This is a genomic window from Vibrio sp. PSi01 (assembly GCF_054960695.1).
Genome location: NZ_JBHNYN010000002.1, coordinates 490,849 through 516,065 on the forward strand (window position 1 = coordinate 490,849; position 25,217 = coordinate 516,065).

Annotated in this window: 18 protein-coding genes; 8 read left to right on the forward strand and 10 right to left on the reverse strand. The window is 44.8% G+C overall.

Features of this window, described 5'->3' with window-relative positions; all coding sequences use genetic code 11:
- Positions 1-111: 111 nt before the first annotated feature.
- A complete protein-coding gene (locus tag ACFI6G_RS05245) occupies positions 112-1,623 on the reverse strand; it encodes a DUF1214 domain-containing protein (RefSeq protein WP_016797918.1) in 1,512 nt (503 codons plus the stop codon).
- 110 nt (positions 1,624-1,733) lie between these two features.
- Positions 1,734-2,522: a hypothetical protein gene (locus tag ACFI6G_RS05250; RefSeq protein WP_016797919.1), complete on the reverse strand. Its 789-nt coding sequence runs from the start codon at positions 2,520-2,522 to the stop codon at positions 1,734-1,736.
- 129 nt (positions 2,523-2,651) lie between these two features.
- Here ACFI6G_RS05250 and ACFI6G_RS05255 point away from each other — a divergent pair, with 129 nt between their 5' ends.
- Complete coding sequence (locus ACFI6G_RS05255) at positions 2,652-3,578, forward strand: LysR family transcriptional regulator (RefSeq protein ID WP_016789896.1); 927 nt, start codon at positions 2,652-2,654, stop codon at positions 3,576-3,578.
- A gap of 274 nt (positions 3,579-3,852) precedes the next feature.
- Positions 3,853-4,128: a hypothetical protein gene (locus tag ACFI6G_RS05260; RefSeq protein ID WP_010431347.1), complete on the forward strand. Its 276-nt coding sequence runs from the start codon at positions 3,853-3,855 to the stop codon at positions 4,126-4,128.
- Positions 4,129-4,241: 113 nt separating this feature from the next.
- On the opposite strand, the gene luxN is transcribed toward ACFI6G_RS05260, so the two are convergent.
- Both luxN and ACFI6G_RS05270 read right to left on the reverse strand, forming a co-directional pair.
- Positions 4,242-6,851 (reverse strand): quorum-sensing autoinducer 1 sensor kinase/phosphatase LuxN, encoded by a 2,610-nt coding sequence (gene luxN, locus ACFI6G_RS05265; RefSeq protein ID WP_010431345.1) that lies wholly within the window; start codon positions 6,849-6,851, stop codon positions 4,242-4,244.
- Entirely contained in the window at positions 6,844-8,079 is a 1,236-nt protein-coding gene (locus tag ACFI6G_RS05270; RefSeq protein WP_016797920.1) for an acyl-homoserine-lactone synthase, read from the reverse strand. Before ACFI6G_RS05270 ends, luxN begins: the two co-directional genes overlap by 8 nt.
- A gap of 439 nt (positions 8,080-8,518) precedes the next feature.
- Between ACFI6G_RS05270 and ACFI6G_RS05275 the strand changes: the two genes are divergently transcribed.
- Together ACFI6G_RS05275 and ACFI6G_RS05280 are read left to right on the forward strand one after the other, a co-directional pair.
- On the forward strand, positions 8,519-10,942 hold the full coding sequence (locus ACFI6G_RS05275) for a M9 family metallopeptidase (RefSeq protein WP_016797921.1): 2,424 nt from the start codon (positions 8,519-8,521) through the stop codon (positions 10,940-10,942).
- 297 nt (positions 10,943-11,239) lie between these two features.
- The gene (locus ACFI6G_RS05280) at positions 11,240-11,614 is read left to right on the forward strand and encodes a cystatin domain-containing protein (RefSeq protein ID WP_010431338.1); all 375 of its coding nucleotides are present in this window, start codon (positions 11,240-11,242) and stop codon (positions 11,612-11,614) included.
- A gap of 157 nt (positions 11,615-11,771) precedes the next feature.
- Here ACFI6G_RS05280 and ACFI6G_RS05285 read toward each other — a convergent pair whose 3' ends face one another.
- The gene (locus tag ACFI6G_RS05285) at positions 11,772-12,350 is read right to left on the reverse strand and encodes a hypothetical protein (RefSeq protein WP_016797922.1); all 579 of its coding nucleotides are present in this window, start codon (positions 12,348-12,350) and stop codon (positions 11,772-11,774) included.
- A 209-nt stretch (positions 12,351-12,559) separates the two neighbouring features.
- A complete protein-coding gene (locus tag ACFI6G_RS05290) occupies positions 12,560-14,158 on the reverse strand; it encodes an isocitrate lyase (RefSeq protein ID WP_016767890.1) in 1,599 nt (532 codons plus the stop codon).
- Between the two features lie 130 nt (positions 14,159-14,288).
- Here ACFI6G_RS05290 and ACFI6G_RS05295 point away from each other — a divergent pair, with 130 nt between their 5' ends.
- On the forward strand, positions 14,289-15,242 hold the full coding sequence (locus tag ACFI6G_RS05295; RefSeq protein ID WP_010431332.1) for a LysR family transcriptional regulator: 954 nt from the start codon (positions 14,289-14,291) through the stop codon (positions 15,240-15,242).
- Positions 15,243-15,416: 174 nt separating this feature from the next.
- Positions 15,417-17,600, forward strand: coding sequence for a malate synthase G (locus ACFI6G_RS05300; RefSeq protein WP_016767891.1), 2,184 nt, complete (start codon positions 15,417-15,419; stop codon positions 17,598-17,600).
- 225 nt (positions 17,601-17,825) lie between these two features.
- On the opposite strand, the gene ACFI6G_RS05305 is transcribed toward ACFI6G_RS05300, so the two are convergent.
- Together ACFI6G_RS05305 and ACFI6G_RS05310 are read right to left on the reverse strand one after the other, a co-directional pair.
- Positions 17,826-19,247 (reverse strand): NAD-dependent succinate-semialdehyde dehydrogenase, encoded by a 1,422-nt coding sequence (locus ACFI6G_RS05305; RefSeq protein ID WP_016792247.1) that lies wholly within the window; start codon positions 19,245-19,247, stop codon positions 17,826-17,828.
- Positions 19,248-19,394: 147 nt separating this feature from the next.
- Positions 19,395-20,177, reverse strand: coding sequence for an IclR family transcriptional regulator (locus tag ACFI6G_RS05310; protein ID WP_016794524.1), 783 nt, complete (start codon positions 20,175-20,177; stop codon positions 19,395-19,397).
- A gap of 153 nt (positions 20,178-20,330) precedes the next feature.
- On the opposite strand from ACFI6G_RS05310, the gene pta reads away from it, so the two are divergent.
- Together pta and ACFI6G_RS05320 are read left to right on the forward strand one after the other, a co-directional pair.
- Positions 20,331-21,404, forward strand: coding sequence for a phosphate acetyltransferase (gene pta / locus ACFI6G_RS05315; protein WP_016795932.1), 1,074 nt, complete (start codon positions 20,331-20,333; stop codon positions 21,402-21,404).
- Positions 21,405-21,470: 66 nt separating this feature from the next.
- Positions 21,471-22,238 carry a TSUP family transporter gene (locus ACFI6G_RS05320; protein WP_016794526.1) on the forward strand — a complete coding sequence of 256 codons (768 nt, stop codon included), beginning with the start codon at positions 21,471-21,473 and terminating at the stop codon, positions 22,236-22,238.
- A 183-nt stretch (positions 22,239-22,421) separates the two neighbouring features.
- Here ACFI6G_RS05320 and ACFI6G_RS05325 read toward each other — a convergent pair whose 3' ends face one another.
- Positions 22,422-24,140, reverse strand: a complete 1,719-nt coding sequence (locus ACFI6G_RS05325) for a cobaltochelatase CobT-related protein (protein ID WP_462710167.1) — start codon at positions 24,138-24,140, stop codon at positions 22,422-22,424.
- A 3-nt stretch (positions 24,141-24,143) separates the two neighbouring features.
- Entirely contained in the window at positions 24,144-25,127 is a 984-nt protein-coding gene (locus ACFI6G_RS05330; protein ID WP_016789648.1) for an AAA family ATPase, read from the reverse strand.
- Between the last annotated feature and the right edge of the window lie 90 nt (positions 25,128-25,217).

Here is a 25,217-nt window from a genome sequence, read left to right on the forward strand (position 1 = left end):
TATTTAGCCAAAGTAAAAAAGAGGAGCCCTGAGGCTCCTCTTTTGTTTTGCTCTGTGAGCCTGATAGTTATTTTTGGCGTGAACAGGTCATATGTGACTCGCTCTAGATGATCAGTTCACACGCTTAAAGTTAGGCAACACGGTTTCTGGCTGCTGCGCTACAAACGCTTTACTTGGTGAGTAGGCTCGAAAGTAAACAAACCAGTTTTCGTCTTCTCGAGTTTGCACCCAGTTCGCTTCATTCACACCCGCTGGCTTGGTTGGCGAAAAGTGGAAGGTGTAATTGCCTTGTGCGTCTTTAACCGTTCCTTCGATGTTTGAGCCCACATCGGCACGCTCAATGTCGTTGTCGATGATGGCGCGGTTCTCAACGTTATAAACAGTGATTGTCCAGAACAAATCGGCGAAATTCACATCGCCATCCAACGTCAAAGTATAGTGATTGCTGCCATTAAGCCCATTTGCATTGTCATCACGGTAGTTGTCTAGGTAGATCTGACCCCAACCGCCGTTTTCGAAACCGTGCATCGCAATATCGTTGGTCACCGCTTCATAAAACCAAGCCGCACGTCCATCGAGATCCATACCGTAGTCACGATCTTGGTTCGGAGTCGAAGCTGTTGCTATTTCCCACGAATTACCTTCATTACCGTAAGCTGCGTGTGGCAAGCGTTCCGTTTTGTTGAAGTCGATGTTCTTAACCATAGCTTCACCCATGACGACAGCTTGCTCTAAGATGTCACGCTGCTGAACTGATGGCGTAAACGCTTTACCTTTTTCAATACCTAATGGACGTAGCATGTCGTGCATCATACGATCGCGCTCTGCCACAGGTTCAGATTGGATAGCTTCATTCAACGTTTCCCAAAATGCCATACCACGTGGGTGTTTGGCATCTTCACCACGTTCAGGGAAGTTTATGCCGTTATCGCTCAGTGGCTTGCCGTTAAGATCGGTAATTTTCAGTGCTTCTAAGTCTTTCATACGTTGCTTATCTGACTCTGCCATTAAGCGAACACCGAAGAATACATAATTGGTATCCGATTCAAATACCTTAGCGCTTTTTGGTAGATTACTCGGTGTTTCTGCTCCTTTTGCTTTTACCACGTAGACGCCCGGTTCGGTCATCTGAGAAATTCCGATCTGCCACATGGTGTGCACTGCACCGCGCAGTTCATCAGTGGGAATTTCTATAACGACTGGCTCTTTTTCTACGTTAAACCAAGTAATCGCGTAAGGCGTAGAGGTGTTGTAAGTTAAACCTCCTAGCTTAGATTCGTGAGACTCAACATAAGTAATTTGACCGTCCTCTGCGCCCATGTCGGCATAAGCTTGTTTCCATGCGTAGTTTGAAACCAAAGGCACTGACCAAATGTAAGCTTGTGACGCACGTTGATAGTCCATCAGTTCAAACAACTTCGCTGAACTTTCTTGTGTCGGAATACCATGAAGAAAGTCGGTTTCGAAGGTGAAGTCTCCCGCACGTGTTTGCAGGGTTTCTGTTGGGTTATCGTTTCCTGCAATCGCTGTTGCTGAAAACAAGGCCGTTACAGAAACGAGCATCGCTGTTGATCGTAGTGGGCAAGTGAGAGTGCCGGCTATTGCTTTAGATAAAATGTTCATGTTGTGTCCTCAAAAATTCTAAGCTTGTTTTTTTATTTGAAGCTTCTCGCTGAATTTGAAACCGTTCGTTAGAAATGCTCAGTTAAAACTGCTTTGTTAGAAATGCTTAGCTAAAACTGATAGTTAAATTCGATGCGGTGATCACCGTCTTCGATACTGGTGTTTTCAGTCCAGTTTGCGAAATAACGAACGTTGGCTCTTGGAGTGATCTGATAGTTCGCTGCAAATTCATGTGCGAGTACTGAATCACTGCCCTCAAAGCCAAAATCTTTGAATGTTGAAGACCCCGACATTGTGCCTAAATACATAGGGTTATAGTTCAGCCAAATCTTGTCAGTCAGTTGCATTTTTGCGTACATACCTGCGACGTAGAAAGTACCGTGCATGTTGTAGCGGTCGCGAAGCTGATCGGCGTCGAGATCGCCTCCAGTGCCTTCAACCAACTCTTCACCTGCAGCAACACCGACACCTGCAAGCGGGTAGAAGTTAAACATGCCCATTTGTGGTAATGCTTGAATAAAGCTGTAAGACGCACTGCCTTGGTTGCTATCGAAATCCCAAGACATATCAACTTGAGTGCCTCGGCCATTAGTTAGGTCTACACCAAAGTTTCTAAAGCGGATGGAATCAACACTGTTGTCTGCATCTCGACCGTTCCAACCAATAGCCTCACCAGCGATACCTTTGATTTCAAACACATTCATGCCCATGGTGGTATCACTACCAGTGTCGTAGGTTTGTCCAACTTTTAGGTTTAAGCCCTTGTCGGTGTAGCCGAAGCCGGCTTGTGTGTAGACCGCCAATGGGTCTGACATATCTTGAACTTCTGTCTCTTCAGCGATAGCACCGCTAGCCAACAAAAGAGGGGTTAGAGAAAGGATCGAACGTTGTAATAACATAGCTGCCTCATAGAGTTATCTCACTACATCCGTGTACTTCGTGAAGGTGGGATAACTATACAAAGTGGACTTTGTTAAGTTAATTAATATAAACTTAACCATTCGTTAAGCAGTGCTTTATGGTGTCTCATGAAACTGAACAATGTCGATCTGAACTTATTGAAAGTGTTTGTGGTGGTGTATCAAGAGAAGAGCTTGCGAAAAGCGGCTGAGAAGTTGTTTGTCTCGACACCAGCGGTTAGCCAAAGCATCAAGAAGCTTAAGGAGTCCTTAGGTGAAGAATTGTTTGTCCTGTCTCATCAACAGTTTTTACCAACGCCTTATTCGGACGACCTTTATCAGCGCGTTTTCCCGCTATTGGACGGATTGGTGACGGCGATAGAAGAAGGAAAACAGTTTAATCCCGTGGACCTCAGTGAAGATTTTAAAATTGATGCGAATCCTCATGTTCTGCCTTGGTTGACTCCCGCTCTGTTTCATCAGCTATCAGTAGAAAGTCCATCTTCAAGACTGATAAGTCATACTAGCTCCCAAAATTCCTTAGAAAGACTTAAGAGTGACGAGATTGATTTTGTCGTTCATTTCGAAGCTGAGAATTTGCCTGCCGAGATCATTGCCGTACCTCTCGTAAACTTAAAATTTGTATTGGCAGTAAGAGAAGGTCATCCTTTCAAGGCGTCCATCGCAACGATTGATGATTTGTTGGCGTTCCCTTTCGCTCATGTTGACCTCGCTTACTTCGACCAAAACAAGCACTCGCGATTGGAAGAGGAAGTCATAAGCCAAGGTAAATCGATTAACATGGCGCTTCGGACGACTTCTATCGTTGGGCTAATTGAAACGATCAAGCACTCTAATATTATCGCCCCTTGTATGCCTCCTGTGATTGAACAACATAAAGGTGTATTGCGCTCAATCGCGATTGAGGGATTGGAAGAGGGAACCGAGGAGATGGAGGTGTTCGCCTATCTTCATAAGAAAAACCAACATTCAGCTAAATACAAATGGCTGCTGGATTTGATTGAAACGGCGATGGCAGAGGCTAATCACCAGTAAGGGCGAGCTTTGTTTTCTACTTTTTAGAGGCCCTAGCCTCTGAATACCTCTTCGATACATGATTCCAACCAGCGCATTTTCGGTTGATTGCGATGTTTACGCCCGATAGTCATGCCTATGTCGCCATTTGGCATGTTGGGCATGTGAGGAAACTGCACAAAGGAAAATTCATTTGAAAGCGAATTGGCCAGTAGCTTTGAGCATGGGAATAATACGTCGCTCTGTTTCACTATAGACAATAAGCTGCCAAGAATGGAGGATTCCAACACCAAACTTGGACTTTGTAGGGCGTGGTGGTTATTACTCTTTGACAACCTATGGTGCGGACGGTTGGATTGATTCTGAGCATTTCTATGCGTCGGGCGAGTCCATGCGTGATAACGGTGATGGCACGGTGTCAGTGACATTTAACTGTGGCTCAGGTGAAGCTTATGATTTTGAAGTGTCTGAAGGCTGGGCGGGAGTGTTGCACTTATATGAGCCAGTCGATGTGGATGAAACTTTGGAGTACATGGAAACGCTGCGTCAGATCGAGATTAAAGAGCTTTAGTATTTCTTCTAATTCCTGAAATATCCCCAAATAAAAATCCCCTCAAGAACCTTTCTTGAGGGGATTTTTTTATCAGTCGTTGATTAACTTGTTAGCCATTAGTCATTAGCCATCTACTCTTCACCTTCGGCTTCTTTGGAAGCATTTGACGCCCAGCCTTTATCAAGCCAGTTATCGAGCACGTGTTGCAGTGCATTCAAAGAGGTTGGTTTCTCTAGGCGACCATCCATCAACTGGCTGATCATATCTAACTCGTTCTGTCCTGATTCGCCGGACAAAGCAATGATTGGCGTTTGAGGAGAGCGTGCCTTGATGATTTGGCTTGCGTCAAAACCATTCATTATCGGCATTTGTACGTCCATTAAGATCAAATCGACCTTGTGTGTTTTGAACAGCTCAACGGCGTTCTCACCGTTTTTGGCTTGTAAGCTATTTACACCAAGTCGACTCAGGTACATCTGAACAAGCGTGCGTTGTACTTCTTTATCATCGACGATAAGCACGGTTGGAGCCAAATGGTTTTCTGGGGTTACTGTACTTGTTGGTTCTGAATGTTGCGTTTCCGCTTGGTTATCTGGCTTAACCTTGGCGTTGGTTTTGTTTTCAGTTGCGGTTTGATTACTTTTCCAATCATTGAAGTAAGGCGTACGAAGCGCATCTGCTTTGGGTGCATTTGGCACCACAGGGAAGTAAAGGTGGAATTCTGTAAACTCACCAAGTTTAGAGTGGCATTCAACTTTGCCGCCAAATGAACGCATCACGCGTTGGCAATAACCTAATCCTAGTCCACTACCTCCACTTTTTTGATAAGAGAAGAAGTCATCAAAGATCTTGTGAGCTATGGTTTCGTCAATGCCCGGGCCTGTATCTCGGAAGATCAGAACGTTCTCGTATGACCCGGCTTTAGTGCTGATCTCTATTTGGCTTTCTGGATAAGAATCAAAGTAATAGATCGCATTCCGTATCAGGTTGAAAATGACAAAATTGAACAAGGTTTCATTGAGTTTTACTACAAAATCAGCATGTTGTGGTAAACGAATTCGCTCAATAATCTTCTCATTCTCGAAACCGTATTGGCTTACCGCCTGATCCACCGCTTTGTGAATAGAGGTCATGGTAACGGGACCGTGCTCCGGAGAACTGTCACTGACTTCGCGTAAGATGATATCAATCAGCTGACGCCCACGCTGAATAGCCGCTTGGCCATTCTCGATATCGAGTAATATCTGTTTAGCCGGTGCTTGGTTATCAATATGCTGCTTTAGCACTTCAAAATGTAATTGTACTTGAGCGAGAGGATTACGCATTTCATGAGCAATCGAGTTAGCTAGTGCTCGGCTTTGGCGAATACGACGATCGGCTTCGATGGTACTTTGCACACGAGTTAATAAGGTTTGCAGTGCTAGGATCTCTTCATTAGAGAACATCTGGTCGTTATTCTTGTGTGACGATATCAATAAGTGCGAAACAGACTGGCCTTTGCCGAATAGAGGCATAACCAAGGCGGTGTTATTCGAGCTCATTTTGTCATAAAGCGCCTTGATAGAGCTTTTCGTAGGCTCTGAGTAATCGAGTTCTTCAGAAAGTTCATCGAATAACAATACGGACTTATTGGTTGAAAGGTACTCTTCGTAAAAAGTCTCGTTGTAGTTGCTATTGACGAGGCGCAGTTTGTCTTCTGGTATCTGCAGCAGGTTACCTAAACGACGCATCGCATCATCAATCGAAAGTTTGAAATCGTCTTCCAAAGCAAGGATTTGTTGTACTGGCGTTTTCTTGTTTCTGTAAACCAAGAGGGAGGCGTAGTGGCTCACGCGTTTGTAGAGTACATGCCAAGTAATGCCTATCAGCGCACAGATAGGAATGGCTACTAGCCACTGATTGTCATCGGTCAGTGGGATGAAGATTGCACCGAAAGGTATCACTAGAATCGCGCAGACTAACAGCGCGTTGAGACTCATATAAGCGAGGTATTTCACACTGTAAAAGCGTGAAGTAAGCAGGGCATAACCAACGAACATCATCTCACTAATCGATAAAGCAGGTGGTAGCCAGGTCAGTGAGAAATCACGCATGAAGTAGGTCATGCCAAGGTGAATGGTCGCAGTTGAAAGCATGAAAACTAAGATGCCCGCAATCATGTAATTTGTCTTGGCGAGTATGAGTTTGCTGCTATTGGTTCGCATAGCGACAAGGTTGGTTAAGGTTAGGACAACAAAGCTCACCAGTCCGATAAAGAAGTATGGCGTATGAGGACCAAACTCAATAACGAATTGGCTTGGGCCGGTAATATCGACGTGTTCAACGGTTAATCCTGGACTTAAATTAATAAACAGGGAATAGACAGATGAGCTGACGAAAATGGCTTGTTGCCATAAGTGTACTTTGCCATTGCGTTGCTCGGCTGCGAGCTGACACGAGAAGTAGTAGGCGAAGGCAAACGCAAAGAAAGATGCAAGGTTGGCAAATTTTGCCGCAAACACAGCGGCCGAAGCGCCAAGTTCCGGTAACAACTCAGTATGGAAATAAGCATTGCTACCAATCCAAGCAATGATGCAGACGGAATAAGCAATGTAAGGTACATGATGCGTGCCTGCGATTACTTCTCTTTTTTGTTTAAGGCGATAGCAATAGTAGAGCAACCACATTACGACGATTGCTGCCGTCATTAGGAGCGTTATTGCTTTGGCATAAGCGATCGCCTCTAGGCCGAAATCAAACATGTTCATCTCTTTTTACTGAACTGGATTTATCTACTGAGCTTACTTTTTCTATAGAACTGAGCTTTCTATTGTCCCGCACTGTGCGCTTGTAGCGACGAAAATCGGTGTTATTGAATACTTTGGTCATCACTTCGAAATTCCAGAACCCACGATAAATGGTTGTACCGTCGTCATTCAACTCGCAATATCCAGAATGGAAATACGCTTTGGGATCGGTAGCTTGATAAAATTGGAGCATGAAAGGTTGCTCGATAATAGTGAAGCCGACTTTGTACTCTATTTGATGTAAGGCATTCATCAATTCTTTCTGAGCAAGGTAGAGAAAATAGAGTTTTTGTTGAGTATTGCCACTTACTGTCAAGCGCAACACTTCACACACAGCGTTTTTGTCAGACAATTGTAACTGGAAGTGATTATCAAATTCTACGAGAGAATGACATTTCGGCAGTTTTGGTGGTGTGAAAAGTTGTAATCCTGCTAAATCATCGTAACCCTGCTTAGGTAAACAGTATTGCCATTGTCCATTGCTAAATGGTGGCGCGTAACTTAGCCATGTTTCATTCTTCGACCAATCTTGAATTAAGGCAGATGAGACCAGCGTAGTGTGTACTTCACCGGTTGGATGTTTGAGTAAGACAAAGTGTTTACCTGTTTGTGATAGGTGCAGTAAAGGTAACATTTCAAACCATTTCTCACCTTTGATGAAAACCTCAAGGTTGCATAAAGCAATGGCATCACAGATTGGCATGGCTTGAGGGTGGCTGGGTATTTGTACCACAAGTGAAGAAGCTTCTATCTGTTCAATAATTGCACCGTAATAAGCACTGTCTTTGATAGGTAGTTCTACATGAAGTGTCTCGTTCACATCGATGGGTGCCTTTGCTTTTATCCAGGCAATTTCACATTCACACCAAAAATCTAACCAATGCTTATAACACTGGCCAACGATGGCTTCCAGCGAAGCCATTTCTATCGACAAAGTGTTTGGATATCGTTGTAGGAGATCGCGGTAGCTCATCAATTCAAATAATACAGATAAGCTTTTGTTTTGATGTTTAGGGAAGAGCGATTCTAATTGGCTCCTGCGATAGTCTGTAATGGTTTGGAAAAGCACAGTACGTTCTTGAGGCAGATAGGCGTTGAGCATGATCTCGATCAGCGTTCGCTGTTTCTTTTCGATAGGCAGACTGCTAGCCAACAGTGAGTCTAAAGACAACTTTAATTTCATGGAGTTAACTTAGCCTAGGTTTATATAATAGTTATTATTTGGTCTGCACGAGTCATGATTTACGAGCACTAATTTTAGTATTGATATGTGGTACGCCACTAACAGGGTAATAGTGACTTTACCTGTGCTCGCACTGTATAAAACATGTTGCACAATTGGGCGCAAGTTTACTACTTGTGCTCGTCCTTAACAATATAGCTTTATCATATCTGATCTAATTAACATGAAAATAAACTGTCTTACTATCAACAGTTTGTATGTGTTAGTTGTAGTTTTAATATGATCTAATCAGGTGAGCATAAGCTTTTAAATTTATAAAATTATGAAAAATATCTATTTTTTGAACCAATCTCATAAATCATAAGCAACTATATTCACATTGATAATCGCAAGGAATATAACGGCGAGCCAAAATATATAATTAACTAATGAGTGTAGTATGTCTCATACCCGTTTATTCCCGCGTCATCGTTTGGCGATCGCTTGCATCCTTGCCAGTGTTTCCAGCTTCTCTTTTGCCGAACATCAATGTGATGTCATTGATCTTCAACAGGTCGCTGATCTTGCTCTTTCTGTCTCTGCTGCAAATAATAGGTGCTATGGATCTTGGTTCTCTGCACCGGAAAATGCATTAAATAATATTTATAGTGAAGCGAGTCTTAGCCGCATTCAAATCGCGCTGAGCTTGGAAGTTGCCGGCTATCGAGGGGAAGTACAACAAGCCCGTAAAATCGAAAACCTTGGTGAGTTTGTTCGTGCCGCTTATTACGTTCGCTATAACGCGCAAGCTGAAGATTTCTCTAAAGCCTTGAGTCAACGTTTTGCTCAATCGACCAATGCTTTTCTTGCGAATACAAATGCATTAGACCAAGGTCGCGAACAAGTCGGGGCAATGAAGAGCCTGACGTTAATGGTCGATAACGTTAAGCAATTGCCACTAACAATGGATGCGCAACTTGCGGCATTACGTCACTTTAATCAAGAAACGGCGCAAGACTCACAATGGGTCGACGGGTTAAACAACCTGTTTCGAGCAATGGCAGGGCACGCAGCTAGAGATGACTTCTACGATTACATGGCGAGCCATACCCAGCACATCGATACGTTGGCGGTATTCGCCCGTGATAACACGTGGGCTTTAGATACTGATGCGAGCTTCCTTGTTTATAACGCCGTGCGTGAAACCGGTCGTTTGCTAGCAAGCCCAGATAAATCAACGAAAGACAAAGCGCTGCGTTTTATGCAGCAAGTGATGGTACAAAACCCACTTGGTAGTGAGCATGACAAGCTTTGGTTAGCGGCGGTTGAGATGATGGGGTATTATGCGCCAGACGGCTTGAATGGATTGGATTTAGAGCAAGCAAAGCGTGATTTAGCAATGCGTGTACTTCCCAATCGTCATGAGTGCCAAGGACCTGCGATTATTCGTTCTCAAGATTTAACGCAAGCACAATCACAAGAAGCCTGTGATGTACTCGCGGGGAAAGAGGCGGACTTCCATCAAATAGCGAACACAGGTCAACAACATGTCGCCGACGATAATAACGAGCGAGTTGAAGTCGCGGTGTTTGGCAGTAAAGGTAGCTACACTGATTACTCTGCATTCTTGTTTGGAAACACCACAGACAACGGTGGTCAGTACTTAGAAGGAAACCCATCAGAAGTGGGTAACGTCGCTCGCTTTGTAGCTTACCGTTACGCTAACGGCGATGACCTTTCAATTCTCAATTTGGAGCATGAGTACACTCACTATCTCGATGCGCGTTTTAACCAATACGGGTCGTTTAACGACAACTTGGCACATGGTTACGTTGTGTGGTGGCTAGAAGGTTTTGCTGAGTTCATGCATTACAAGCAAGGTTACGATGCCGCTGTTGGTTTGATTAGTAGCGGGAAGATGAGTTTGTCGGATGTGCTTGCTACCACTTACTCCCATGATTCTAACCGTATCTACCGATGGGGCTACTTGGCGGTGCGCTTTATGATAGAAGAACATCCTCAAGAGGTACAAAGCTTATTGGCACTGTCTCGTGCTGGCAAATTTTCAGAATGGGCACAACAAGTGAAAGTGCTTGGGCTGCAATACAATGGTGAGTTTGAGCGTTGGCTAGACACTGTTTCAAGTGAACCAACAAAGCCGACTGATCCTACAAATCCAACAGACCAAGCCATAGTGCTTGCAGCAAACCAAGGTGTGGTGTTGAACGGCGAGGCGTACAGTGAGCAGTTGTTCTACGTCGATGTACCAGAGAACACCACGCATTTTGAGGTTTCGATTGAAGGTAGTGCTCTGGGTCAAAGTGATGCAGACCTTTATATGAGTTACAACAAAGAGGCGCATTATTATGATTTCGAGTTCAGCCAATACGGTAACGGCAGTAATGAAGTTGTGACGTTTGAGCCAGAAGCGTCGGGTTACATCCAAACAGGTCGTTACTATATGAGTATCGCAGGGCGCACCGATTTCAATGACGTGAAACTGTTGGCATCGTTAGAAACAGAAACGCTACCACCACCAGTCCAAGAACAAGATGATTTAACACCAATAATCTTCGAATCAGGTCAGCCACAAATACTTACTGTTCATCAACGCCGCTATGCTGCGGTGTATGTTCCTGAAGGTGTGCAGGAGGTGCGAGTGTGGTTAACGGATAAAAAAGCGACTCAATCAGATACCGGTAATGTCGATCTGTTTGCTAGTCGCTCATATTGGCCAACCGCAGGGAAACACGAGTATACGTCGAACTACACAGGTAGTAATGAATATCTGCAAATTCCGGTGAGCGAGGCGGGTTATTTGCATTTCTTACTCAGCGCAAACTTAGAAGGGGATGATGTTGAGATGTTGGTGTACGTTCACTAAGTAGAGAGCACCAATAAGACGTATTAAGTCAATAGTATTAATAAAAGGGCATCAGCCCAACTAGAAATGACGAAAACGTCCCCCTACCTAATTGGTCTAAATATAAGCTCAATAGCAGAACAAAAAGTCGGGCATAAATGTCCGGCTTTGTTTTTTGACACTGCTCTGTGATTATGGGTTTGGTACACCGTAATTTCTGATGAAGTGATGACATTTGAGGTTTAATCTTGACAGCATATGAAACATTGTTGCGAGTAATTGCTTGTTACTAGAGGCTTGACCTATTAGAGAGGGTTTATGAAAAAAACATTACTGGTTACTTTGGTAGGCGTTGTGGTTTTGGCTGGGTGCAGTCAGAAGGGAGAAGCTATGAACCAATCACAAGAGAATACGAATCCAATCTGTAGCACTCAAAACCTTACCGGTGGTTGGTCGAAAAGTGATATCACGCCTCAGGCAGAGCAAGCTTTAGACGCAGTTCTTGGTCAAATGAACACTGCAGCTGAGCTCAAACAAATTCTGAGTGTTCGTACTCAGGTCGTTGCTGGCTTGAACTATGCTATTGAGTTTGAAATGGATAATGGTGAGGTATGGAATACTATCGTCTATCGTTCGTTACAAGGTGATATCGAGATGATGGAAGTCGCGCAACAAGGCCGTTTGTGCCAATAAACAAGTTTAACAAATTCGGCTGTTAAGTTGGGTTGCACAGCTCAACAAGTGGTTAAAAAAATGGCTCTCAACTGAGCCATTTTTAATGTCAGTAGGAGCGGTTTAAACGTTATTAACTAGCTAGTAGTTAATAGTTAGCTGTTATTAGCTAGCTATATTAGTTAGCCAGTTCGGGTTCCGATAACTCTTTCACGCAAGCGCGACTTATGTCTTCATCAATGTATGCCATCCCAAGTTTGTTGAGGTAGTCCATACGATCGGCATTACGTAGTTCTATGTTTGGGCCTTCAATGTTGTTCTCTTGATAGATCTGAGCCAAGTGTTCCATGAACTGCTCTCCAGCACTCATCATTAGTAGGCTCATTGCACCAACGTCAGGCCTTACTTTTTGACGTTGTTTTTCTGGTAGGTTCACTGCTAAAACGACAGGGAGTTCTGTGCCTGCAAAACGAACTGTGCGTTCTCGAACCGTTTGCTGAGCCCAGTAATACGCGAGTTCTTTACTCTGAGTAAGAAAGATAGGTTGAACGGATTCTGTGTAGTCGTTTCCAATAGTCGCCATGGTTTTTAAGGCGGCTTCGGTGAGTGATTTATCGCCAGAGCGTTTTAGCCCTTGACCTTGGATTGAAGCAAGTAAGGCTGAAGATGTACCGTGATACCAAGTATCCCCCGTCGCGAAACCATTTTCTGATAGCAGTGTTTTTACATCTTGTAAGTGTGTAGGAATTGAAGTCATAGGCACTCTCAATAAATAGGAAAGTCAACGAACGGGAATGTAATTAGCTTAAACAGAAGTTGTTCAGTTAACCGTGGTGTGGAACACAAATCTGAGGCTTTGAGATGAAGCTTATAATAAATACAATCTTCATTTCAAAACCTCCTCCCTCCGAAAACCTAACAGGGAATGGGGAAGGAGGAGATTTTATTGGGGAAAACGGTTAGCGATTAATCAAACTGATTTGATGTATTCGCTTCACCTGCTGCTTTCAATGCATTTTCACCAGCAAAGTATTCTTTGTGGTCATCGCCCATATCTGAACCAGACATATTTTGGTGCTTAACACATGCGATACCTTGGCGAATCTCTTTACGCTGAACATTTGCAACGTAGCCCAACATGCCTTGGTCACCGAAGTACTCTTTTGCAAGGTTGTCGGTAGACAGTGCAGCTGTGTGGTAAGTCGGCAGAGTAATCAAGTGATGGAAGATACCCGCTTCGCGAGATGCGTCCGCTTGGAATGTACGAATCTTCTCGTCAGCGCTTGCAGACAGTTCCGTTTCGTCGTATTCCGCACTCATCAGGTTTGCACGGTCGTAAGCTGATACATCTTTACCTGCTGCTACCATTGCATCGTACGCTTGCTGACGGAAGTTTAACGTCCAGTTGAATGATGGTGAGTTGTTGTATACCAGTTTAGCGTTAGGATGCACTTCACGTACGCCATCCATCATCTCTTTGATTTGACCTATGTGTGGTTTCTCTGTCTCAATCCAAAGTAGGTCAGCACCCGCGTTGATTGCTTCAATACAATCAAATACACAGCGGTCTTCACCAGTACCTTCACGGAATTGGTACAAGCCAGATGGTAGACGCTTAGGACGAACTAGCTTGCCGTCGCGGTTAAAGCAAACATCACCTTCAGCCATATCTGCAACATCGATCTCTTCAACATCTAGATATGAGTTGTAGATATCGCCTTGGTCGCCTGGCTCTTTCACTACTGCGATTTCTTTTGTCAGACCAGCGCCTTGTGAATCGGTACGAGCAACAATGATGCCGTTGTCGATACCTAGCTCAAGGAATGCGTAACGAAGTGCGCGAAGTTTTGCGTGGAAGTCAGCGTGTGGAACCGTTACTTTACCGTCTTGGTGACCACATTGTTTCTCATCGGCTACTTGGTTTTCGATTTGTAGACAACATGCACCAGCTTCAATCATCTGCTTAGCCATTAGGTAAGTCGCTTCTGCGTTACCGAAACCAGCATCGATATCGGCAATGATTGGTACTACGTGTGTCACGTGGTTGTCGATTTTGTCTTGGATAAGATCCTGTTGATTAACATCGCCGGCTTCACGTGCTGCGTCTAGTTGACGGAATAACCCGCCTAACTCACGTGCATCAGCTTGGCGTAGGAAGGTATATAGCTCTTCTACTAGACCTGCAACCGACGTTTTCTCATGCATTGATTGGTCAGGAAGTGGACCGAAGTCAGAGCGAAGTGCTGCTACCATCCAACCTGAAAGGTATAGGTAACGACGGTCTGTCTTGCCATCAAAGTGCTTCTTAATAGAGATCAGCTTCTGTTGGCCGATGAAACCATGCCAGCAACCCAAAGACTGAGTGTATTGAGAGCTGTCTTCGTCGTAAGCCGCCATATCCGCACGCATGATATCTGCCGTGTATTGCGCGATATCCAGACCTGTTTTGAATTTGTTTTGAGCTCGCATACGAGCAGCAGATTCAGGGTTAATTGCATCCCATGGTGCACCTGCAGCGCTTTTTGCAACTTCTATCATTTCGATATCTTGTGTAATTTGCGACATAACTATTCCTTAGTTTCACGTGGGGTATGGTAGCCAAATTGGCTTGGATTAAAACTTTGCTATGGACAAAGAATAACCATGCATGTGATAATTTTGTTAATTTATAGTTATTATATTCGGTATTTTTCTTATGAATATTGCTCGTATAGACCTTAATTTACTTGTGTATTTAGACATGTTGTTACGTGAAAGAAACGTAACTCGTGCGGCAAATCAGCTAGGAATTACTCAACCAGCCATGAGTAATGGACTGCGCCGACTGAGGGATTTATTTGAAGACCCACTGCTGGTGAGAACAAGTGAAGGAATGGTTCCTACCGAGCGAGCGCACAAATTACAGCCGCTGATTCGCAACATACTGGCCAATGTAGAGAAGACGCTACAACCGACCACTGAGTTTAGTGCGGAAGACAGTGAACGTGTGTTTCGTATTATGGCGAGTGATTATGCTGAATCGACCATCATTCAACCATTGCTAAAAAAGTTGAGTGAGATCGCGCCGAAAATACGACTGGATATCATGACGCCAAGTGACGTGAGTTATCAGGATGTAGAGCAAGGAACTGTTGATATTATTATCAATCGTTTTGACGATATTCCACAGTCGTTTCACCAGATGAGCCTTTGGCACGACGGGTTTTCTTGCTTATTTAGCTGTGACAATCCAATAGCCGACAACTTTGATATTTTGTCTTATTTAAAGGCACAACATATTTGGGTGAGTAAAACCGGAATGGGAACCGGAGTCGGGATCAATCCGAGTGAAGCACAAAAGCTGGGTTGGATAGATGAAGCACTAATGCGTATTGGTAAAACACGAAATATTACGGTGTTTACTCGACACTACTTGTCGGCGATTTTGTTCGCTCAACAGAAAAATTTGATTCTTACCATTCCAACCAAAGCTGCACAATTGCAGCGCAATAATCCTAGGTTGTTGATCAAACCTGCGCCATTTGCGATTGAGCCCTTTGAGGTAAAAATGGCGTGGAGTCCATTATTACAAACCAATCCCGACCACCAATGGATGCGCCGCTTAATTAAAAGTGTTGCCAACGAGATAGAGAGTGGAGTGACGGGATAACACAGCTTGTAGGGTATTTTTTTTATGAATATCCGGTATAAGTGGCATAAATTAGCTAAATTCATGTCCGTTAAGTAAGTTTAAGTTAGTAACATAAATGTGAGCTAGTAAAGTAAACTTAAGCCAGTTACGTAAATCTATTGAGTAGTCATCAGTTAATTTGAGAGAGATTTTATGAGCAGTCGTATTCAACAGGGAAGCTTGAACATTGATAGCACCCTCTACCAATTAATTAATGAGCAGATCATTCCTGGAACGGGCATTATCGCCGAGGACTTTTGGCAATCTTTTGCAGCCATCCTTGCTGACTTGGCTCCAAAAAACCGCGCGTTGCTTATTAAGCGTGAAGACCTTCAACACCAAATTGATGTTTGGCACCAAGAGCGTGCTGGACAAACGCTAGATGCGGCAGAGTACAAACAGTTCTTACAACAGATTGGCTACCTAGTCCCTGAAGGCGATGATTTTCAAGTGACAACAGCGAATGTCGAACCAGAAATCGCCACCCAGGCAGGGCCACAGCTTGTAGTGCCAATTATGAACGCACGTTTTGCACTTAACGCAGCCAACGCGCGTTGGGGCAGCTTATATGATGCGCTCTACGGCACCGATGTGATCAGCGAAAGTGACGGCGCGGAAAAAGGTGGAAGCTTTAACCCTGTGCGTGGCGCTAAAGTCGTGACTTATGCTCGTGAGTTCCTTGATGATGCTGCGCCACTAAATGGCGTTTCTCATAAAGACGTAACCAAATACAGCATCAGTAACGCTAGTATCGGTAATAAGCTGATAGCGACACTGGATAACGGTGAGGAAGTCACTCTAATTGATAGCGACCAGTTCATTGGCTATCAAGGCGACGCAAGTTCCCCTTCGTGCATTCTGCTTAAACACAATAATCTGCATATCGAAATTCAAATTGACCCGAGCGCACCGATTGGTAGCGTTGATGTTGCTGGTATTAAAGATGTATTAGTCGAAGCTGCCTTGACGACCATTATGGATTGTGAAGACTCGGTTGCTGCGGTTGATGGTGAAGATAAAGCGCTTGCCTATAGCAACTGGTTAGGTTTGATGAAAGGTGACCTGAAAGAGTCGCTAGAGAAAAACGGCAAAACCATCGTTCGTAGTTTGAATCCAGATCGCCAATACACCAGTGTCACTGGCGGTGAGATCTCGCTCAAAGGCCGCAGCATGTTATTTATACGTAACGTGGGTCACCTAATGACCAACCCTGCGATCATTGACGCCGAAGGTAATGAAGTACCTGAAGGCATTATGGATGGTATGATCACCTCGCTAATCGCGATACATGATTTAAAAGGCAATAGCGCTTACCAAAACTCGACCGCAAACAGTATCAACATTGTAAAACCTAAGATGCATGGCCCTGAAGAAGTGGCGTTTACCAATGAGTTGTTTGGTCGCATTGAAGATGCTTTAGGTTTAGACCGCTACACCATCAAAGTTGGCATTATGGATGAAGAGCGTCGTACTTCGGTCAACCTGAAAGAATGTATTCGTGCGGCTAAAGATCGTGTTGTGTTCATTAATACCGGTTTCTTAGACCGAACGGGTGATGAGATTCACACGAGTATGGAAGCTGGGCCATTTGCGCCTAAAACACAGCTGAAAACCATGACTTGGATTGGCGCATACGAAGATCAAAACGTTGATCTTGGCCTAGCTTGTGGCCTGCAAGGTAAAGCTCAAATCGGTAAAGGTATGTGGCCAGAGCCAGATAATATGGCGAAGATGATGGACGCGAAAATCGGACACCCACAAGCTGGCGCGAATACGGCTTGGGTACCTTCTCCAACTGCTGCGACTTTGCATGCTCTGCACTATCACAAAGTGAGTGTACCAAGCCGCCAGAAAGAGCTTCGTGAGCGAGTGAGAGCCAATGTAGACGATATCCTTACTATTCCGCTATTAGGTAATCAAAAGCTAACAGCTCAAGATATCCAAAACGAATTGGATAACAACACGCAAGGTATTCTAGGTTACGTGGTTCGTTGGATTGACCAAGGCGTAGGATGCTCTAAAGTACCTGATATTAACGATGTAGGTTTGATGGAAGATCGCGCAACACTGCGTATTTCAAGCCAACACATCGCTAACTGGCTACGTCACGGTATTTGCGATGAAGCCCAAGTAATGAAAACTATGAAGCGCATGGCAGCAGTGGTTGATGAGCAAAACGCTGGCGACCCTAGCTACCGTAATATGGCTCCTAACTTTGAAAACAGCATTGCATTTTCAGCAGCTTGTCAGTTGGTATTCGAAGGTTGCGCCCAACCAAGTGGTTACACAGAGCCAGTGCTACATGCGATGCGATTGAAGTTAAAAGCACTTGCATAAAACAAGGTTGCTAAATAGGCCACAGAACAAAATAGCAAAGTAACGTAACTGTGTTACGGAGTAGCTAAATAACAACGTCACTAAATAATAAAACCACTAAGAAAAGAAACACCCATTTAAACCGAGCCCAAGGTGCCGCGCTTTATAGCGCGGCTTTTTTTTGAGGGGTTATAGAAAGAGAATAGCTGAGTCAGTGAGGAAACTTAGTGACTACCAACCCTATTTTCAACCAAAGCAAAGATACTTAATATCCATATACTCATCGATGCCTTCCTTTGCGCCTTCACGGCCAATACCTGATTGCTTAACACCACCGAAAGGGGCGACTTCAGTCGAGATCATACCGTCATTAATGCCGACCATACCGTACTCAAGTGCCTCTGCTATGTTCCATACTCGATGAATGTTCTGACTGTAGAAGTACGACGCTAATCCATAAATGGTGTCATTTGCCATCTCAATAAGCTCTTCGTCTGTCTCGAATCGCATCACAGGAGCGACAGGACCAAAGATCTCTTGCTGAACAATGTCCATGCTGTGTTTTACATCTTTAAGAACAACGGGTTGAAGGAAGAGTCCATCAAGTTGTTGAAGTGGCGTCACAGGTGTCGCGCCTTGTTCAATAGCTCGGTTTATCAATCCTTGGATGTTTTGCTTAGCACCTTCATTGATAACAGGGCCAACCGTTACACCCTCATCTAAGCCGTTTCCAATTTTAAGCAGCTGTACCGCTTGGTCGAATTTAGCCACAAACTCATCGTGTACTTTACTGTGTACGTAGAAACGGTTTGCACAAACACAGGTTTGGCCTGCATTACGGAATTTTGAAGCCATTGCGCCTTGAACGGCCGCGTCGATGTCTGCATCGTCAAACACAATAAAAGGTGCGTTGCCGCCCAGTTCCATTGAAGTGCGCTTAATGCTTTTCGCAGCTTGAGCCATCAAGATACTGCCGACTCGGGTAGACCCAGTAAAAGAGATTTTTTTAATCAGTGGGTGTGAGGTGAAAAGACCACCCACTTGCTCTGGGCTTTCACCGAGTACGACTTGAAGTAGATCTTTAGGAATGCCCGCTTGATATGCCAGCTCAACCACAGCAAACGCAGACAGTGGTGTCTCGTCTGAGGGCTTCACAATAAAACTACAGCCAGCAGCAAGGGCAGGGGCGGCCTTACGAGTGATCATTGCAATCGGAAAGTTCCACGGCGTAATGGCACACGCGACCCCAATCGGCTGCTTGATTGTTACTAAGCGTTTGCCAGCGACTGTGCTAGGAATGGAGTCACCGTAAGTGCGCTTGGCTTCTTCGGCGAACCACTCAATGAAACTCGCGCCATACACCACTTCGCCCGTCGCTTCTGCTAACGGCTTACCTTGTTCGATGGTCATTAGGCGAGCAAGATCTTCTTTGTTTTCAAGGATCAGTTGATGCCAACCACTTAGCAATGCAGCACGGGATTTAGCGGGAATTTTTGCCCACTCTTTCTGCGCAACATGAGCGCGTTCGATAGCGCTCTCTAACTCTGCCTCAGATGAGATTGGTGCATGCCCAATAAGCTCACCCGTTGCTGGGTTTGTGACTGCAACTGCGTTGTTCGCTTCTGTCACCATAAAAGAGAGTAAGTGCTGGTTCTTAATGTTTAGCATCGTGATTCCTTTGTTGTGATTACTTTAGACGTGTTGCTTATGTGCGGGTTGGCGAGTGTTCAAATGACTTCGACCAAATGTTCATTGGTCGAAGGGCATGGATGTTAAGTCGCTAATCTTGGTTATTCTCTGAGATAAATCTTCTCACTAGCCCCAGTTATCAGACTCTATCTTCGCGAGCGCTTTGGCTGCTTTTTGAAGAGCTGGCAGAAACTTGATCGCTTCGTCTGGTTTTACTCGAATCACTGGAGCTTGTATTGCTAAGCCAAGATTGGATTGGCCAGTAGAAGACGGTATTAATACGGCGATACAGACTAACCCTGGTAAGAACTCTTCATCATCAATAGCAAAACCTTGGATCTTCGCTTCTTCGATGTCTTTCTCTAACGTCGAATAGTCAGTAATGGTTTTCACTGTGTACTGAGTCAGTGGCACGTTTTCAATCAGTCTTCTGCGCTGTGATTTCGACATGTGCGCCAAAAACAGTTTGCCTGTAGCTGAGCAATGCACGGGTACGCGAGAGCCTGGCTGTAGATGGAAGCGCAGCGGGGCTTCAGTTTCTGCGCGATCAAGATAGATGATCTCACCGCTCGACAGTGCCGTTAGGTTGCAGCTCTCGCCGACTTCTGCTCGAAGGTTTTCAAGAATAGTGCGTCGTGCGCTGTGCATGGTGCTATTCAACAGCAGATTTTCAGCAAGCTTTCTGAGTCGAATACCAGAGCTGTAATGCTTCTCATCGCCGTCTCGTTGAATGATGCCTGCTGCTTCTAACTGCTGAAGCATTCGGTGCAGGGTCGGTTTTGGTAGTCCAGTTTCTTCGACTAATCCCTGAAGAGAAATAAACTCGTCTTTTTGCGCTATCACCTCTAATAGTGCAAAAAGTCGGAGAGTCGGTGTATCCCCTTGAACTGGTGGTGTTTCTGTTTGCATATAATGATCCATCCTTGCGATATGTCTATGCCTAAGAGTGTACATACCAAATCATTATTCTTCAATTATCTGAATAAAATTTGACCTTTTTTATTATTCCAATAATATAAATATAAATTATGGAACAATTAATCTCAATAAATGGAATTTAAGATGAAAGCGATTGAACGGATTATTGATAAGGCTCACTTAGATCGTAAGCGAGTGGTTTTGAGCGAAGCAGAAGACCCTCGTGTACTCAAAGCGGCGCGATTGGCGATAGATAAACAGCTCGCTTACATCACGCTGGTCGGTGATGAAAAGGCGATTATCGAAGCAGCGCAGTTGAACCACATTAATCTCGCCGGCATTCATATTGTTTCACCACAAACATCAGCACTTAAAGCCGTGTTGGCTGAACGTCTGTATGAGTTAAGAAAAGCCAAAGGCATGACTTATGAAGATGCATTGGAGAAGGTTAAAGACCCACTGATTTTTGCCAACTTGATGGTAAGAGAAGGGCTGGTTGACGGCACGGTTAATGGCGCGGTTTATACCACGTCAGATGTGGTGCGAGCTGCGCTGCAGATCATCGGCCCAGCACCAGACAGTGAATTGGTATCGAGTTTCTTTTTAATGATGTTGTGCGAGCCTTTCCACAATCTCAAAGGTGGCATGATTTTCAGTGATTGTGGCTTGGTGATTAACCCCAATGAAACTGAACTTGCATCAATTGCAGTAGCGGCATCAAACAGTGCTCAAACGCTATTGATGGAAGAACCTAAAGTGGCAATGTTGTCGTTTTCGACCAATGGAAGTGCTAAACACGAATCAGTCGATAAGGTGCGTAATGCAGCCCAGTTAGTGAAGCAGCGTTGCCCGGGAATTGCGGTTGATCAGGATGTTCAACTCGACGCGGCGATTGTGACTGAAATTGCCGCGAAAAAGCTGCCCGATTCAGAAGTGAAAGGCCAATCTAACGTATTGATATTCCCTAATTTAGAAGCGGGGAACATAGGCTATAAACTTGCAGAAAGGTTAGGAGGCGCGGTCGCGATTGGCCCGTTACTGCAAGGATTGAATCAGCCTGCCAATGACTTATCCAGAGGGTGTAGCGCGGAAGATATCTTTAACGTAATTGCGGTGACTGCCGTACAAGCGCAGCAAGGGAAAGTGTCTAGCTCTAAGGCTGATACTGAAGCTGATGTTGAAGAAAAAGAAGAATCAGAATTTGAGTTCCGGTATTAACATCTAGCTCTCGTATCTAGTACTCAGATTCAAATCAAACCCAAAACAACCTAATTAGGATAGCTAATGGAGTTACCTGTTTTACTCGCCATTCTTGCCACCATCGCGGTAGGTACCTATTTCCAAACCGTTACGGGGTTTGGGCTGGGTATCATCGTGATTGGTTTGACGGTCAGCCTTAATCTGGTCTCTTTACCCGTTATAGCCGCTGTGGTCAGTATTGTGACCTTGTTCAATTGCTTGGTCGCTTTGATGGGTAAGCCACTGCTTGGGGAGCTCAAAATTCTGGTGGTGTTAATCATCGGTATTATTCCCGGTGTGTCGATGGGGGTGTTCTTGCTGGACGAGTTGAGTGACTCTGCGACCAATATCCTGCGAGGACTATTGGGTGCGATGGTGCTATTCGCAGGTTTGAGCTTTATGTTCAAACCTAAAACCAGAAAGGATCGTTCGGCAACGGTATCATTCCTTATATCAGGATTTAGCTCTGGTTTAGCGGGCGGGTTATTTGGGATGGCGGGCCCTCCGATTGTTTATCATCTCTATCGGCAACCTTTTACACTCGATCTGGTGCGAAGCACACTGCTGATGGTGTTCGCTTGTACGTCGATGTCCCGTACTGTCAATGTCTACGCTGCTGGTGACATGGAAGCGAGCATACTGTGGCTATCCGCAATCGCTGTCCCCTTGGTGGCGCTTGTTACTATGTTTGCTCGGCGTTTCCCACCGCCGTTGTCCAATGATCAACTCAGAAAGCTGGTGTTTATTGTGCTGATGTTGATTGGTGGGTATTTAATGGCTGTGTCTGCATGGTTGTTGCTTGCTGTCTTTTAGTTACTTGTTATTTCTTAGTTGCTCGCTATTTCCTAGTTACTTGTTATCTCTTAGCTGCTGCTATCTCTTAGCTGCTGCTATCTCTTAATAATATCCTCTAGAAAAGGCTAGCGGCCTGCTAGCCGATACTTCGCGGCTCCTCGCAACGTCACTGCTCATTGAGTGCACGTATAAACAAAAAGCCTAACGCTTTAGCATTTCAAATACGTTCTTACATAACCCAAACAAACAGCTCTCCTGCACATCTAAAGTGATATTACTGCGGTAGTACGGGCTTAAATCGACGCCCATTCCTACACCATGAATTTCGATATGGTTTTTGTTTGATTCACGCTCAATCACTTGTTTGAGATGGTTATCCAAATAGAACTGGTCGTTGGCTGTGCTGGTGGCGGTATCCATCGGGCAGCCGTCTGAGAACACGATTAAAACCTTTCTTTTTGCACTGTGCTGTTGCAACCGCTGACTAGCGAACTGCACCGCTTCGCCATCAATCCCTTCTTTAAAGGTGTCTGCTTTACGAAGGCTCGCAATGCCAAGGCGAGAGCGTCTCCAATGTGTATCAAAATCTTTAAACACAATATGTCGAACTTCGTTTAAGCGGCCTGGGTGTTTCGGTTGGCCTTGTTTAAGCCACTGCCGATAGACTTTGCCACCGTTCCAGTTATTGGTAGTGAAGCCAATAATCTCAAATGGAATGTTGGCCAGTCCAACGGATTTGAGAATTGTATCCATCAGTAGGCTTAGCTTGTGACTGTGTTTCTGCATTGAACCTGAACAATCCATCAAAAACGTGATGGCACATTGATGAGACGCGCCGATGTCAGGTTGATAAAAGACAGTGCGATCCAATGGCGAAGTGATGAGCTTGGTGATGGTCGTGGCGTTAACAATGCCTTCTTCTAAATGATCCTGACGTCGGTTCCTTTGTGGCGTGGCAACAAAGCGAGTGAGCATAGCGGCTAAACGACGAGTGTTTACTTGTCTCGCCATGATGTCATCGGTGAGTTTCTGTCTCAGTTCGAGTAATAGGGCGCGCCTGACGAGTTTGTCTGCCGTGATGACTTGATCAAATTCTGAATTAAAGACCTGATAATTGGCGCCTGACAGTTCGAATACCTTACTACTGCCCGTTATGTCGCTATCGACGTCTTCCTCTTGAATGTCACCATCAACAATCAAGGCAAGCTGCGCAAGGATCTTAATGTCTTCTTCGACTGTTGGAGTGGGCGAGTTATCACTTTCTTGTTCTTGGATGACTAACTCTTGTGCAAGGGCGGCAAGCTCGTTCGCGCAGTGTGCAAACAGTTGTTGGTCGGTTCGATGTTGCTTTAAGCGCTTCAGGCAGTGACCAAAAGTAGGTACGATGCCGGCGCGAGTCGATTCAATGGTTTCAGCAATCGGCTCAGACACCGGAACGCCAGTTAAGCGGGTGTAGATGACTTGCATCAGTGTAAACAGCAACATGCCTATTCGTGATTCGGTAAAGCCATTTTGATGATATTGGTCGCTCCAATACGCAAAGTTGAATTGGATATTGGTGGTCACGCCTTTTAGATAAGGCGGGACTTGAGATTCAATTCGGACCTGTTCGCAGAAGTCGTAAAGCAGACGTTCTATTTCGTTTTGAGAGCGTAGTGAATAGTGGAGGTCAGCGTCTGAAAGCAATAATCGCAGTGCCGATGAATCGATCTTACCCTGCATCGATAGCTTGCTGTTTTTTAGCTCGTGGCGAGACACAAAGGTGAGATCGTTAGTATGTGCGGACTGGTAATAACAGGGCCTATTACCTTTATAGAGACGTTCTCCTCGATAGTTCAGATTGAGTTCGCCACTGATTGCTCTGGCGACAGACACACCAATATCGAGGATCTTTTTCTGCTGAGAAGAAACATTGGCCATGGTTTACGACTCCGAGTGCGAATAGTTTTGAGTATGCGTTTCCAAGGCTTCACCAAAGCAACGGAAATAGTATTCGCTAACCAGTTCTTTCTCTTCGTCTTCACAGCGATTCAAGAATGACAACCTAAATGCCGTCGCTACATCGTCGAATATTTGGATGTTTTCAGCCCAAGTGAGCACTGTTCGCGGAGACATCACAGTCGAAAGGTCGCCAGCCCGAAACCCGTTACGCGTTAATCCTGCGGTTGCGATCATTTTCTCAACCAGTTGTCGGCCACTTTCATTATTCAGCTCAGGAAGCTTGGATAACACGATCTTGGTTTCATGTTGTGGATCTAAATAGTTGAGCGTGGCGATGATGTTCCATCTATCTAACTGACTGTGGTTAAGCACTTGAGTACCCGAATACAAACCTGAAAAGTTACCCAAGCCAAGCGTGTTGCAGGTAGCAAACAGGCGGAAAGAAGGGTGAGGTGTGATCACTCGGTTTTGCTCTAAAGAGGTGTACTTTCCGTCTTGCTCTAATAACTGCTGAATCACAAACATCACGTCAGGGCGACCAGCGTCGTACTCATCTAATACCAGTGCGATGGGTTGTTGAATGCTTTGCGGAAGAATGCCTTCTTTAAACTCTGTTACTTGCATCCCGTCTTTAATGACGATGCTGTCTTTACCTATGAAATCCAAGCGACTTAAGTGTCCGTCTAGGTTGATCCTCAAGCATGGCCAGTTCAATCTCGCGGCAATTTGCTCAATGTGAGACGACTTGCCCGTTCCGTGTGTGCCTTGAATCAGTGTGCGGCGATTGGAGGTGAACCCCGCTAATATCGCTAGCGTCACTTCGGGGTCGAAACAGTAGTTAGGATCGATTTTAGGAACATATTCGCCCGCATGTTCAAATGCCATCACGGTTAGGTTGCTGTCGATCCCAAAGCGTTCTCTCACACTGACTGGTTGCGTTGGTATCAATTCCGCCTCTTTCATCATTTTTCCCTCTATATAACTCATCACTTGTCGCTGCTATCGCGATATGTCATCGATTATTAACAGCTCTGCTTAAGTTAACGGCACTTTTTG

Excerpts from the sequence above, each read along its gene's own strand:
- ACFI6G_RS05245 (WP_016797918.1), bottom strand. The coding sequence starts at position 1,623 with ATGAACATTTTATCTAAAGCAATAGCCGGCACTCTCACTTGCCCACTA.
- ACFI6G_RS05250 (WP_016797919.1), bottom strand. The coding sequence starts at position 2,522 with ATGTTATTACAACGTTCGATCCTTTCTCTAACCCCTCTTTTGTTGGCT.
- ACFI6G_RS05255 (WP_016789896.1), top strand. The coding sequence starts at position 2,652 with ATGAAACTGAACAATGTCGATCTGAACTTATTGAAAGTGTTTGTGGTG.
- luxN (WP_010431345.1), bottom strand. The coding sequence starts at position 6,851 with ATGTTTGATTTCGGCCTAGAGGCGATCGCTTATGCCAAAGCAATAACG.
- ACFI6G_RS05270 (WP_016797920.1), bottom strand. The coding sequence starts at position 8,079 with ATGAAATTAAAGTTGTCTTTAGACTCACTGTTGGCTAGCAGTCTGCCT.
- ACFI6G_RS05275 (WP_016797921.1), top strand. The coding sequence starts at position 8,519 with ATGTCTCATACCCGTTTATTCCCGCGTCATCGTTTGGCGATCGCTTGC.
- ACFI6G_RS05280 (WP_010431338.1), top strand. The coding sequence starts at position 11,240 with ATGAAAAAAACATTACTGGTTACTTTGGTAGGCGTTGTGGTTTTGGCT.
- ACFI6G_RS05285 (WP_016797922.1), bottom strand. The coding sequence starts at position 12,350 with ATGACTTCAATTCCTACACACTTACAAGATGTAAAAACACTGCTATCA.
- ACFI6G_RS05290 (WP_016767890.1), bottom strand. The coding sequence starts at position 14,158 with ATGTCGCAAATTACACAAGATATCGAAATGATAGAAGTTGCAAAAAGC.
- ACFI6G_RS05295 (WP_010431332.1), top strand. The coding sequence starts at position 14,289 with ATGAATATTGCTCGTATAGACCTTAATTTACTTGTGTATTTAGACATG.
- ACFI6G_RS05300 (WP_016767891.1), top strand. The coding sequence starts at position 15,417 with ATGAGCAGTCGTATTCAACAGGGAAGCTTGAACATTGATAGCACCCTC.
- ACFI6G_RS05305 (WP_016792247.1), bottom strand. The coding sequence starts at position 19,247 with ATGCTAAACATTAAGAACCAGCACTTACTCTCTTTTATGGTGACAGAA.
- ACFI6G_RS05310 (WP_016794524.1), bottom strand. The coding sequence starts at position 20,177 with ATGCAAACAGAAACACCACCAGTTCAAGGGGATACACCGACTCTCCGA.
- pta (WP_016795932.1), top strand. The coding sequence starts at position 20,331 with ATGAAAGCGATTGAACGGATTATTGATAAGGCTCACTTAGATCGTAAG.
- ACFI6G_RS05320 (WP_016794526.1), top strand. The coding sequence starts at position 21,471 with ATGGAGTTACCTGTTTTACTCGCCATTCTTGCCACCATCGCGGTAGGT.
- ACFI6G_RS05325 (WP_462710167.1), bottom strand. The coding sequence starts at position 24,140 with ATGGCCAATGTTTCTTCTCAGCAGAAAAAGATCCTCGATATTGGTGTG.
- ACFI6G_RS05330 (WP_016789648.1), bottom strand. The coding sequence starts at position 25,127 with ATGATGAAAGAGGCGGAATTGATACCAACGCAACCAGTCAGTGTGAGA.